The sequence below is a fragment of the Serratia sp. 4542 genome (assembly GCF_016805595.1).
GTDB classification, from domain to species: domain Bacteria; phylum Pseudomonadota; class Gammaproteobacteria; order Enterobacterales; family Enterobacteriaceae; genus Serratia; species Serratia nevei.
Map to the genome: position 1 here is coordinate 186,395 of NZ_RXKV01000004.1, position 11,953 is coordinate 198,347.

General features: G+C 59.7%; 14 protein-coding genes. 5 read left to right on the forward strand and 9 right to left on the reverse strand.

Annotated elements, in window-relative coordinates; all coding sequences use genetic code 11:
• Positions 1 to 341: 341 nt before the first annotated feature.
• Both EKL15_RS04870 and EKL15_RS04875 read left to right on the forward strand, forming a co-directional pair.
• Positions 342 to 1,685, forward strand: coding sequence for a 2-hydroxycarboxylate transporter family protein (locus tag EKL15_RS04870; RefSeq protein ID WP_100396310.1), 1,344 nt, complete (start codon positions 342 to 344; stop codon positions 1,683 to 1,685).
• Between the two features lie 332 nt (positions 1,686 to 2,017).
• The gene (locus tag EKL15_RS04875) at positions 2,018 to 3,436 is read left to right on the forward strand and encodes a serralysin family metalloprotease (protein WP_100396312.1); all 1,419 of its coding nucleotides are present in this window, start codon (positions 2,018 to 2,020) and stop codon (positions 3,434 to 3,436) included.
• 146 nt (positions 3,437 to 3,582) lie between these two features.
• Here EKL15_RS04875 and EKL15_RS04880 read toward each other — a convergent pair whose 3' ends face one another.
• Positions 3,583 to 3,792, reverse strand: a complete 210-nt coding sequence (locus tag EKL15_RS04880; RefSeq protein WP_004931526.1) for a hypothetical protein — start codon at positions 3,790 to 3,792, stop codon at positions 3,583 to 3,585.
• A gap of 157 nt (positions 3,793 to 3,949) precedes the next feature.
• Between EKL15_RS04880 and EKL15_RS04885 the strand changes: the two genes are divergently transcribed.
• Complete coding sequence (locus tag EKL15_RS04885; protein ID WP_169318360.1) at positions 3,950 to 4,102, forward strand: hypothetical protein; 153 nt, start codon at positions 3,950 to 3,952, stop codon at positions 4,100 to 4,102.
• A gap of 38 nt (positions 4,103 to 4,140) precedes the next feature.
• On the opposite strand, the gene yniD is transcribed toward EKL15_RS04885, so the two are convergent.
• Positions 4,141 to 4,233, reverse strand: coding sequence for a small membrane protein YniD (yniD, locus tag EKL15_RS24665; RefSeq protein WP_016928013.1), 93 nt, complete (start codon positions 4,231 to 4,233; stop codon positions 4,141 to 4,143).
• Positions 4,234 to 4,568: 335 nt separating this feature from the next.
• Between yniD and EKL15_RS04890 the strand changes: the two genes are divergently transcribed.
• Together EKL15_RS04890 and EKL15_RS04895 are read left to right on the forward strand one after the other, a co-directional pair.
• Positions 4,569 to 4,961, forward strand: a complete 393-nt coding sequence (locus EKL15_RS04890; RefSeq protein WP_004931522.1) for an ASCH domain-containing protein — start codon at positions 4,569 to 4,571, stop codon at positions 4,959 to 4,961.
• A 4-nt stretch (positions 4,962 to 4,965) separates the two neighbouring features.
• Positions 4,966 to 5,565, forward strand: a complete 600-nt coding sequence (locus EKL15_RS04895) for a C39 family peptidase (protein WP_087763520.1) — start codon at positions 4,966 to 4,968, stop codon at positions 5,563 to 5,565.
• Between the two features lie 55 nt (positions 5,566 to 5,620).
• Here EKL15_RS04895 and EKL15_RS04900 read toward each other — a convergent pair whose 3' ends face one another.
• The 7 genes from EKL15_RS04900 to EKL15_RS04930 all read right to left on the reverse strand — a co-directional run bounded on the left by EKL15_RS04900 (position 5,621) and on the right by EKL15_RS04930 (position 11,809).
• Positions 5,621 to 5,860, reverse strand: a complete 240-nt coding sequence (locus EKL15_RS04900; protein WP_100396313.1) for a YebV family protein — start codon at positions 5,858 to 5,860, stop codon at positions 5,621 to 5,623.
• A 135-nt stretch (positions 5,861 to 5,995) separates the two neighbouring features.
• Positions 5,996 to 6,928: a spore coat protein U domain-containing protein gene (locus EKL15_RS04905; protein WP_060419273.1), complete on the reverse strand. Its 933-nt coding sequence runs from the start codon at positions 6,926 to 6,928 to the stop codon at positions 5,996 to 5,998.
• A 19-nt stretch (positions 6,929 to 6,947) separates the two neighbouring features.
• Entirely contained in the window at positions 6,948 to 9,395 is a 2,448-nt protein-coding gene (locus EKL15_RS04910; RefSeq protein ID WP_369819284.1) for a fimbria/pilus outer membrane usher protein, read from the reverse strand.
• Positions 9,396 to 9,441: 46 nt separating this feature from the next.
• Positions 9,442 to 10,209 carry a molecular chaperone gene (locus EKL15_RS04915; protein ID WP_049201714.1) on the reverse strand — a complete coding sequence of 256 codons (768 nt, stop codon included), beginning with the start codon at positions 10,207 to 10,209 and terminating at the stop codon, positions 9,442 to 9,444.
• Positions 10,210 to 10,230: 21 nt separating this feature from the next.
• Positions 10,231 to 10,746 carry a spore coat U domain-containing protein gene (locus EKL15_RS04920; protein ID WP_370592962.1) on the reverse strand — a complete coding sequence of 172 codons (516 nt, stop codon included), beginning with the start codon at positions 10,744 to 10,746 and terminating at the stop codon, positions 10,231 to 10,233.
• A 20-nt stretch (positions 10,747 to 10,766) separates the two neighbouring features.
• On the reverse strand, positions 10,767 to 11,270 hold the full coding sequence (locus EKL15_RS04925) for a spore coat U domain-containing protein (protein WP_038877669.1): 504 nt from the start codon (positions 11,268 to 11,270) through the stop codon (positions 10,767 to 10,769).
• A 2-nt stretch (positions 11,271 to 11,272) separates the two neighbouring features.
• A complete protein-coding gene (locus tag EKL15_RS04930) occupies positions 11,273 to 11,809 on the reverse strand; it encodes a spore coat protein U domain-containing protein (protein ID WP_060440090.1) in 537 nt (178 codons plus the stop codon).
• Positions 11,810 to 11,953 lie beyond the last annotated feature (144 nt).

Below are 11,953 nucleotides of genomic sequence, written 5' to 3' on the forward strand. Positions count from 1 at the left end.
AATGCGTTTCCGGTTCTTTATTAATAAAGCAGGGGGCTTTTTCGCCCTCCTATAGCATAGCAGCGAATTTAAACCCGATTACTTTAATTACAAAATGCTGACGATAATTAATTAAAACTAACCTTGGCGGAGGGTCACAATATTGAATTCCGCGGGCGTAATTTAGTTTTGCATTTTTATTTTTTATCATATCGTCAGAGCTGTCTACTGTTTTATTTCTTATTAGAAAAAGCGAAATCCACAATAGGATTTTTCGTAATCATTTGTTTTTACTTGGCTATGGCAAGATCGTTGCGCCAGGTGAATCTAACCGTACTGTACGCTTGTCAGCAGGGTGAATAATGAAACAGATAAATGCAGAACTGGCCTGTGATAAAAATACGGCATCGTCCGAATCCTCAGGATTAATTAATCAACTTCGTCAAATAGATATCGGTGCGGTACCGATCGCATTGTTTATCACGATTTGCGCGATCGTGGCGATTTCCGCCTATGCCAACTTCCTGCCGAAGAATATGATCGGCGGCCTGGCGGTGATAATGACGCTGGGCTTTGCGCTGGCGCAGTTGGGAAAAAGCATTCCCGTGCTGCGCGATATCGGCGGGCCGGCCATTCTGTGTTTGATGGTGCCGTCGGTGCTGGTCTACTTCAATGTCTTCCAGCCTAACGTCATGAGCACCGTCCATTTGCTGATGAAAGACGCCAACCTGCTGTATTTCGTCATCGCCAGTCTGGTGGTCGGCAGCATTCTCGGCATGAATCGGGTGATCCTGATCCAGGGGATGATTCGCATGTTCGTGCCGTTGGTAGTGGGCACGATCACGGCGGTGATCACCGGGCTGCTGGTGGGCAAGCTGTTCGGTTTTACCTTCTATCACACCTTCTTCTTCATCATCGTGCCGATCATCGGCGGCGGCATCGGCGAGGGGATTTTACCGCTGTCGCTGGCCTATTCGGCGATCCTGGGAGCGACGCCGGACGTCTACGTCGCGCAGCTGGCGCCGGCGGCGGTGCTGGGCAATATCTTCGCCATCGTGACCGCCGGGGTGCTGGCTCGCATCGGCATGCAGCGCAAGGCGCTGAGCGGCGACGGCATGCTGATCCGCTCGGCGCAGGAGAACGCGATGTTCGCCATCAAGGAGCAAAGCGGCAACGTCGATTTCCAACTGATGGGCGGCGGTCTGCTGGTGATCTGCGCCTTCTTTATCGTCGGTGGCCTGTTCGAACACATCGTGCATATTCCCGGCCCGGTGCTGATGATCCTGTTCGCGGTGTTGTGTAAGTACTGCCGGGTGATCCCAGCCTCGATGGAAACCGGCGCGCACAGTTTCTACAAGTTCGTCTCCACGGCGCTGGTGTGGCCGCTGATGATCGGTCTGGGCATGCTGTACGTGCCGCTGGAAAGTGTGGTGGCAGTGTTCTCGGTCGGTTATGTGGTGGTCTGCGGCTCGGTGGTGCTGTCGATGGGGCTGGTCAGTTTCCTGATTGCGCCTTACCTGAAGATGTTCCCGGTGGAAGCGGCGATCGTCACCTGTTGCCACAGCGGCCTGGGCGGCACCGGTGACGTGGCGATCCTGTCGGCGTCGAACCGTATGGGGCTAATGCCGTTCGCCCAAATCGCCACGCGCATCGGCGGCGCTTCCACGGTCATCGGCGCGACGCTGCTGCTCGGTTGGTTAGTCTGAGTCCAGAATTTCTTATGGATAGCCGGGGTTGGATTGCCCCGGTTTTTTTATGCGTTTCTTCCGCTTATCGTGATAATGCTGATGATTACCTTGAAAATCATTCGTATGGTGCAAATGCATAGTCGTACTTTATCTAAGAAAATTCTGTACTCGGCGAAAATGTGTCTATTCTTTTCTCTTAAGGGATTATCGTTCTCATTCAGAGTGCCGAGGGAAGGCGCCACCGCATTACCGATATCCCCGTATTGATTCAACACCGGGCCGCTGCCGTTCAGGCAATCCGCCAGTTGGGGCATCCCCCCGATTGAATTGACGAATATGGAGATAAGGTTATGTCATCAAGCAATGCTTCCGTTAAGGCCGAAGGCGTATTAGCCCTGCTGGGCGCTTATAAACCCGATGAAGACGACACCATTACCGTGCTTCATCCGTCGAAAACGTTCGAAAACGCCGGCCTGGAGCTGGTGCGCGGCGATCGCAGTTGGCACGACAAGGGCGTGACCGACACGCCGGTCTCCCTGACCTTCAGCTTCTGGGAAAAGGCGCCGAGCAACATGTCGAGCATGGGCATCAGCGGCTTCAGCAGCTTTAACGCCGAACAGCGCGAGCAGGCCAAACTGTCGTTGCAGTCATGGTCCGACGTGGCCAACGTCACCTTTACCGAAACCAGCAACACCGCCGCCGCCAACGTCAAATTCGGCCTGTTCGACTACAGCTCGCGCGGCTCCTATGCCTTTGCGTATAACCCGGATACCTCGCCTTCGGTTGCCGGGCAAACCTGGTATAACGCCAAGAACCACACCTTCGTCAACAATCAGATCCATGAGAACGAGTACGGTCGCCAGACCTTCACCCATGAAATCGGCCATGCGCTGGGGCTGCAGCATCCGGGCGACTATAACGCCGCGCCGGGCGTCAGCATCACCTACGGCAAGGACGCAACCTATTTCGAGGACAGCCGCGCCCACAGCGTGATGAGCTATTTCAGCGAAAGCAACACCGGGCAGGACTTTAAAGGCGCGTACTCTTCCGGGCCGCTGCTCAACGACATTACGGCGATCCAGCATTTCTACGGCGCCAACATGAACACCCGCACCGGCGATACGATCTACGGCTTCAATTCCAATACCGATCGCGACTTCCTCACCGCTACCGGCGCGCAGGACAAGATTATTTTCACCGCCTGGGATGCCGGCGGTAACGACACCTTCGACTTCTCCGGCTTTGGCCAGAATCAGCGCATCAACCTGAATGAAAAAGCGTTCTCGGACGTTGGCGGCCTGAAAGGCAACGTGTCCATCGCCGCAGGCGTGATGATTGAAAATGCCATCGGCGGATCGGGCAACGATGTGCTGGTGGGCAACGCCGCCGACAACGTGCTCAAGGGCGGCGCGGGCGATGATGTGCTGTATGGCGGCAAAGGGGCGGATCAGCTGTGGGGCGGCGCCGGCAAGGACACCTTCGTCTATTTCGCGGCGGATGAATCGACGGCGGCGGCACCGGATTGGATCCGCGACTTCGTGCGCGGTGAAGACAAGATCGATCTGACGCTGTTCAACACCGGCAGCGCGGACGGCATTCGCTTCGTCGATCAGTTCAGCGGCAAGGCGGGTGAAGCGATGTTGAGCTATGACGCGCAAAGTCACGTCAGCGACGTGGCGATCAACCTGGGCGGCGCTTTTGACGCCAGCGATTTCCTGGTGAAAGTGGTGGGGCAGCCGCTGGATGCCAGCGATTTCGTGTTGGCGTAATGCTGGCAACAAAAATAGGGCGTTTTGGGTAAAAACCCGACAATTCCTATTAATTCCGTCATATTAGCGTGACATAGTAGCGCGCAGAAGGCCGGGCTTGCATACCTCGGGCTTCTGTCGGATCGCCAACCTTTTCGGTTGGCGATTCATTTTCCGCCTTTCAACATGTTGATGGCGGCGCCGAGCAGGATGCGCCGTTCGATATCGTTGCTGTCCGCCAGCTGCCGCGCCAGATGTTTTTCCAGCGTTTCCACCGACAGCGCTTCGCCACGATGGCGCAGCTGCATCACGCCGTCGCCGATCAGGCGTGCGACCTCATCCCATACGGGTTTAATCTCCTGTTCCGAGAACGTCATGGCCTACCTCGGCTGGTTGATTTTTGCCCAATGTAGCAGCTGAACTGCGGCTTCGCTACCGGCCACCCAAAACAGGAAGCATAAAAAACAAGCCATCAGTATTTCTTCTGGTTTTTACGCTCAATACTGGCGGTGTCGAAAAGCAGGAGAAAACATCATGAACTGGGTCGAAACCTTGGCGGAGTACTACCGCCTCAGCCGCACGGGTGAAACGCAACATTGGCTGTGCCGCCGCTGGTTGCCACAAGGGGAAGCGCGTCTGGCCTATTTGCGGGAGCTGCTGGAGCCGACCGCGCCAGGGCGGCGGTGAGCACGACGCCGGCGCTTGGCCGGCGCCGGTTCGCGAGCTTAACCGAAGGCGATTGCCGCCCAACGCAACAGCAGCAACGCCAGGCAGATCAGCAGCAGCACCACGACCATTTTACTGAGTTTGTTGCCCATGCGTTTTGTTGCCACGTTGCCCCCTTAACTGAAGTACCACCCGCCGACGAGGGTGATGAGGAAAAGCGTCACCAGGGCGACGCCGTTGAGTAAATCGCTGAAGGTATCGTCAGCATCGATGTCGTCTTGCCGCATGTTGCCGCCTGGCGGTTGCCACTGGTTGAATAATGTCCACAGTATGCGCCCGGCAGCGCGACAGGCACAGCGAAGAACGGTAAAAACTCGTAAAGGCGGCGGTGGCGGAACGCGCAGTCGCGCTTGCGACGGATGCAGACGGCCGGCAATACGTTGTACTATCCTGTCTGCATTGATGCATTTTTCCAAAAGGTATAATCATGGCGACGGCAATTCCACAGAAATATGAGCACCTTGAGCGCTGGGCGTTCGGCGATACCGAGCAGCAGGCCGATGAAGTAGTGCAATTGATCCTCAATGGCACCAAAACGGCCACCTGTTCCAACCTGGACGGCGAAGGGATCCCGCAGGCCGGCGATCTGTTCCTGGTGGTGGACGGCAAAGGTGAACCGGTCTGCGCGGTTGAACTGACCGCGGTGGAAATGAAAACTTACGATCAGGTCGATGAAGCGCACGCCTTTGCCGAAGGCGAGGGCGATCGTTCGCTGGCGCATTGGCGCAAAGAGCTGCAGCGTTTCTTCGAAGAGTACGATCTGTTCTCGCCGGACATGACGCTGGTGCTGATGAATTTCAAAGTCGTCGACAAGTTCTAAACGGATGCGCGCCGTTCCCTACGAATGCCAGTGGGCAAGCCCGGAGCTGGCCGCCGATCTGATCGCCGGCCGCATGACGCTGGCGCAAGACGAGAATTGGGCGCGCAGCGGCGCCCGCGATCGGGCGGAGTACGTCGAGTGGGCCAACCACGTATGCGGCATGGCCTGCCTGAAAATGGTGCTGAGCCACCGCGACGGCGAAGCGCCACCGCTGCTGGAGCTGGCGCGGCGCAGCCTGCCTTACGGTGCCTATGTGCGCGAGGGGGAGCGGATAAAAGGGCTGATTTACGCGCCGTTCGTCGAGTACGTGCGCGAGCAGTTTGCGCTGCAAGCGGAGGTGAAGGTGGGGCTGGAGGCCGCCGAGTTATCGGCGCTGCTTAGCCAATACCGCTACTTTATCGCCTCGGTGCACCCCTCCATTCGCCGGCCCGAGAGCCTGCCGCCGCAGCGAGGCGGGCATCTGGTGCTGATCACCGCCGCCGATACGCAAAGCGTGACTTTCCACAACCCTTCGGGCGACAGCTCGGCGACGCGCGAGCGGGTACAGCTGCCGCTCAACCGCTTCACCCCTTTCTTTGCCGGCCGCGGCATCGCCATCGCATAAAAAAACGCGCTGTTTCCGATGAAAGCAGCGCGTCGTCAGCAGGCCCGGCGTATTTTCATGCCAGCCGCATCACCCAGGCGTCCGCCTGCCGATCGTAGTGCTGCTTGTACAGCAGCGACTGTTTGCCGTTGAGGATCGCCGGAATGCTGGTGTGTTCATCCCAGCCGTCGAGCTGCATACACAGGTCCGGATCGGACTTGCAGGGAATGCTCAGGGTGCCGGCGCGGTCGGCGCCGGCGTGAAGATGCGCGTCATCGACCTCGAAGCTGCCAATTTTTACGACGGTTTTGCTCATGGGAACTCCTTGCTCAATGATGTGGTAGGAGGTTAGACCAGTAAGGCCATCGGTATGAGCATAGCCAAATGAGCAAAAAATGCCACATAAAAAATACATTCTGGCAACATTCTTCCTGAGCGGCTAGCGGCCAGGCTAATAGGTCACGACATAGCTGACGTTATCCTGATAGGTACCAACCGGCACTTCGGTCTGCGCCGGATTGATGGCGGCGGTAAAGGGAATGCTTTGCGCCAGGCCGGTGCCGGTGCCGCTTTGCGCGTTGGTGCTGCTCCACACGGTGCTGGTGTTGGGCAGGTAGATCTGATACTGCAGGAAGTTGCTGGTGCCGCTGAGCATTTGCCGCCAACCGGTGATGGGGTTGTTGCCGTTGGTAAAGTAGGAGCTGTATGACTGGGATTTGGTGCAGGTCAGGGTGATGCTCTGGTTGATCGGGTTGAATTGCCCCACCAGCGCCATGCTGCCGAAGTTGACGTTATTGGCGGTATTGATCAGGCAGCTTTTGGTGATGACTGCGGTGATGGTCACGGTGCTGGGTTGGTTGGTGCCGTCCCACCAGATACACAGCCCTATCAGGCCCAGGCCGCAAATATGGTAGTTCCACACCAGATTGATGGTGTCGGTATAGGTGCCGGCGCTGACGTTCGCACCCGCCACCGTTTTGATGTACACCGGAAAGTTGACGTTGGAAGAGATCAGGATCAGCGACAGCAGGTTCAGCGAGCTGTAGTCGATGGTCTGGCCGACGCTGTAGGGGTATTGGTAGTTGGCATCCGGGTAGATGAGATAGGAAATTTTATCGCCGGAGCCGTTGCCGTTCAGCAGGGCCATATTGTTGGTGGTGGAGGCGATTTTGACCGTGACGGTGTTTTGCGTCAACAGATTGAGCCCCAGCCCGGTACAGTTGAGCCCGGCGGTACCCTGGGCGCTGATCTGGCCGTTGTAGACGGCGAAGGAGTTGCTGCTGGGCAGGGTCACCGTGCCGTTGGTGGTGGCGCAGTCCGCCAGCGCGCGTTGCCCGCACAGCAGCAGCAGCGCCGCCAAAAGAATTTTCACTTGCCGAGACATCGTTCTTCTTCTCCGTGTGTTATTGGCAGACGAGGGGACCGACGCGCTGTAGCCCCTGCGGGTTGGCCAGGCTGAAGCTGACCTGGCACGGCGCGCCGCCGTCGGCTGGGATCACGCTCAGCCGGTTGTGTTGCTGCACCGGGTCGATATAGGTCATGCCATCCCACCCGACGTAGCTTTGTTGATTGCTGCCGATCACCGCCACCTGGCTGCCGTTGGCCAGCGGTTTGCCTTGCGTATCGACCAGCTCCACGTCGGCGGCGGAAAGGCGCTGGACGGGGAATTCGACCAGGTAGCCACTGTGATCGCGAATGGCGACGGTTTTTTCTACCGACGGCAAATTGACGTCCGCCGGCAGATTGAGCGGATCAATCTGGAATTTGGCGTGGTAATACGAAGTGACGGTGGGCACCAACAGGTAGCCTTTGTCGTTGGTGACGCCGATGCGCTGGTTCTCGTAGCTGACCGGAATACCGGCGTAGCCGTTGGTCGAAACCAGGGCAAAGGCGTCGTTGATGGTGTTGGTGGCGTATACGCCGCCGTTCATCGCCACCAGCGAACCGCTGACTTCGCCCCAGCGGGTGTAATCGTTACGGTTGCCGTACAGCCCGGCGCGGGTTTCCAACAGCGAGGTGCGCCAGGTCAGGTCTGCCTGGCGGTAATCGCTGTCGCTGCCTTGACCGCCGGCGTAGGCCAGGTTCCAGCCGAAACCGCCGTCGGTCGGCGCGGCGCGGCTGTACGCGACGCGTTCGCTCCAGCGGTTGCCGGCGTCGCGGGCGGTACTGACGTTAGCGGTGCCCCAGGCATCGAACGGAATGCTGATCTGCAGCTGCGAGCTGTAGCCGTCGCCGCCGATCTCGCGATTCGCCGAGGCGTACAGGCTGATATTGCGCCACAGCGTCAGGCTGTACGACAGGTTGACCAGGCGGGTGCGTTGGCCGATGGCGTCGCGCACGTCGAAATAACCGGCGCCCAGGCTGCCGAAGCGGCTCAGGCCGATGCTGCCGGTCAGTTGATCGGTGCGGCGGCTCAGGCGGTAGCTGCTCTTGTAGGTGGAGAGGTCGCCGAAGTCCGCGCTGCGCAGTACCCGTTGGGCATTGAGGCTGAAATATTGGTTGCTGTAGGTATAGCTCAGGCTGGTCTGATCGCCGTGGCGGCCGGTGTACTGATAAACCGGCCCGGCATCCGGTTGCTGTACCGGTTGGCCGGTGATCGGATCGTAATAAAGGGGCGTGACCGGCGGGGCGTTGAAGGCATCGCTGCCCGCCTGGCTGTAGCTGTAGGAGGCGTTGAGGACCCCTAACTGCCCCAGGCGCACGCCCGCGCCGGCGCCGGTGACTGCCAGCTCAGCCGCGCCTTCCGCCCGCCCTTCGAGCGTCAACCAATCAGTGACGCCGTAACGCCCACTGCCGCTGGCCACCCATTGGCCGTAGTCTGCGGAACGGTAGCCGTAATTTTGACGCAGCGCCCCTGCCGACAGGCTGAAATCGCTTAGCCCGGCCTGCAGCAGCGAGCTGGCGACATAGAACGGCACCGTGGTGCTGATCTGGCGGCCGAGCGCGTCGGTGGTGACCACCGTCGCCTGGCCGGCGCCGTTGATGTAAGGCACGGTATTCAGGGTGAACGGGCCGGGGTTCACGCTGACGGAGGTATTCTTGTAGCTGTTGATGTACAGATCGACGCTGCTCGGCACGGCGGCCTGGCCGGAGAACTGCGGCAGCGGATAGGTAATCAGATCCGGCCGCGTGGCGAAGTTGCGCGCCACCTGCAGGCCGCCGATGCGCACCGAACTGGTCCAGGGCAGCGAGCCGGTCGTGAGATCGCCGGCGGTATAGCTGAGCATGGTGTCGTCGTCGCTGTAGCGCCAGCTGCTGTCGTAGCGGATATAGCGATTGTTCTGCTGTGCGGCGGTCTCGCCGTTGAAGCTGCTGCGGAAAATGCCGGTGTTGGCGATAACGCCGAAGCCGTCGAACAGCCGCTGTTCGCTCCAGGCGGAAAAATAACCCGGATTGCCGCGCCCGCCGCTCTGGCTGACGTAGGCGTCGTAATTCAGCAAGAAACCCAGGCTGCTTTGCGCCGGCAGCCGCTGTTCTGGGTTGGCGTCGCCGAGGGTTTGCTTGGGCAGCCAGTCGTTGGGCACCGAGATCAACAGCTGCTGCGTTTCGCCGCTGTAGGTGACGTCGACCTTATCCAATTGATCGACGGCGATCTCTTTCGCTTGCTTGTCCGCCACCGGCAGGCCGGCGTCGCTCAGTTGCTGCGGCGTCAAATAGTAGTGGCCGCCGCGGTAGGTGACCGGCACCACTTTGCCGGTCTGGCGGCCGTTCACCACCGGCTCCAGATACAGCGTGGTGTCCGGCATGCTGATGGCGCTGGGCGGCGGCGGAAGGTCGTCGGCGGCGGCGTGCGGCGGCCACAGCTCCACCGCCATACAAAGTACGGCCAGGGCCAGCGGCTTGAGCTGCATGCCGCGCGTGGCCGGCGACGAGATCCGCTTCACCTGCACCTCAGGCTCAGTAAGACGGAATGGTTACGGGTTGCTTATTGTCATTGACCATCGCCTGCAGCTTGCCGGCGGCGAAACTGCCCGAAGGCGGCAGGGCAAAGCGCATTTGCGAACCCGGCAGCACATAGCCCAGCAGCCCGTTGTTGAGCGGCTTGCCCTGGATGCTGACCTGCGACAGGCGGGCGTGCACGATGCCGTCGTTGCGCACGTCGAGCCAGCGCTGGCTGTTTTGCTGCAGCAGCCGGTAGCTGAGCTTCGGCTGGTTGGCGGTGGCATAGTCGCGCGGGTGTTCGAAGTCTTGCTTGGTCCAGACGCCTTTACCGCTGACGAACAGCGGCACCGAATAACGCATCTGGAATTTCAGCCCCATCTGCGCACCCTTGTCGGGCGCCGCGCCGTCTTTATCCTTGATGGGCACTTCGTCAACCAGTATCCGGTAAGCCCGTTCTTGCCCGGCGGCGACCGGGGTCTGCTTGATCAGGCGAATCAGCTGGCGTTTGCCGGGGAGAATGGTGGCGACCGGCGGGCTGGCGACCACTTCGCTCTGGTTGCGGTAGTCGTCCTTACCGCCGGTTTGTTGCCAGCCGAGCACGCGGATTTGCATATAGACCGGTTTGCTGTCGCGGTTTTCCAGCCACAGGGCCGTCGCCTGCTGGTTGTCTTCAATCGCCGGATCGATAGGCCAAATCAGAATGGAGGCGGCGGCGAAGGCCTGCGGTTGACCGGCTAACAGCAATCCTGCCAGCAGGGGCAGGCGGAGCAGAGTACTACGCATAATGTGATCCTTTTTAAAAGCTCAATAACTCACCGTCACTAAGACCGTATCGTTGTAGGCGCCGCTGGTGGGCAAGGTGCTGCTCGCCATTAAACTGGCGTAGATTTTTATTTCTTGCGTACTGCCGGTGGAGGAGACGGTTTGGACGGCGCCGCCGTTGCCGCCGTCGCCCCACAAAACGGCGTAGTTGGCATCCTGGTAGAGCTGGTAAACCAGCGTTTCCGAGGTCACCGAGTTCAACAGTTTTCGCCCGCCGGCGATGGAGCCGGTGACGTTATTGCCGACGTTCAACCCCAGGGTGACGCTGAGCCCGGGATTGCAGCGGATCAAAATGGAGCCGGCGCCGGCGCTAGAGACGATTTTTATCGGGCTGCTCAAGGACGCAACCTGGCCGAAGCTCATGCTGCCGAACGAGGTAACGTTGGTGACGCCGCTGCCGAGTACGCAGCCTTTGATGATCGAAGCGTTGACCGTGAAGCCCTGGCTGACGGTATCGGCACGGGCCGTCGGGGCGCCGATCAGCGCCGCCAGCAGCAGGGTGCGCAGCGTTCCGTTAATCACCAATTTATCGTCACCTGCACCGTATCCGTATAGTTGCCCGTCGCCGGCGTCGTTTGTACCGGGATCATGCCGTACACTGGCAGCCAGACGCTTTGGCCAGTGGCGGTCTGGGTGACGCCGGTGACGTTATCCCAGACGGTGGCGTAGCTGGCGCTGGTATACAGGTTGTAGTTCACGCGGGCGCCCGCCGCGCTTTGCAGATAGCGTGCGGCGGTATTGCCGCTCTGCCCGCCGCTGAGCAGCACCGTGTAACTGGTGCCGTTGTTGCAGTTGATCTGCAGTGCGCCGGCGTTCGCCTGGCCGGTCACCTTTATCGCCGTATTGAGGAAATAGACCGTGCCGAAGTTAAAGGTGCCGAATGTGGTGTTGCCGCCGCTGGTGGTGCCGGCGACGCAGGACTTGACCAGGGTGGCGCTGACGCCCACCGTCGCGGTGCTGACGTCGGCGCGGCAAACGCCCGCCAACGACAACAGCATGCAGGTGACGGCCAGGCGCGTCATGTTTACCAGGTGACGGTCATGGTGACGGTATCGCTGTACGCACCGGCCGCCGGGGTGGTGCCTGCCGCAGGTACCAGGCCGTAGACGATCAGCGGCACCGCCGAACCGGTGCCGGTGCCGGTCAGCACGCCGGTGGTGCTGTTCCACGGCACGGCGTGGGCGCTGTCCTGGTAGAGGTTATAGCTGATATAGGCCGGTACGCTGCTGGCCATGCGCCGCTGGCTGCCGGTCGCGTTGAGGCCGTTGTCCAGCGCCACGGTGTAGTTGGTGCCGGTGGTGCAGTTCAGCCCCAGCGTGCCGGTGCCGCCGCTGCCGGTGGCGCTGGCGGTGATGACGTTAGCCAGTGAGGAGTAGGTGCCGAAGCTGATGGAGCCGAAGCTGTTGGTGGTGCCGGAGCTGGTGCCGCCGGTGACCACGCAGCCGGCGCCGATGGTCAGGGTGACGCCCAGCGTGCCCTGAATGGTGCCCGCCGCGTAGGAGGTGCCAGAGGCGCACAGCAGAAGCGCTGCCGAGGTTAATGCCGCCAGAGTCTTTTTCATCGTGGTTCCTTGCCGTAGTAGAGAAGCCTGCCAAAAAGCCCGAAAAATGAGTCAAATGCATTAATCTATTTACAGATTAATTAATAGAATAAGAACGTGAGAATGTCGCGCTAAAAGATTAAAAACTTTATTTATTTTTAATCG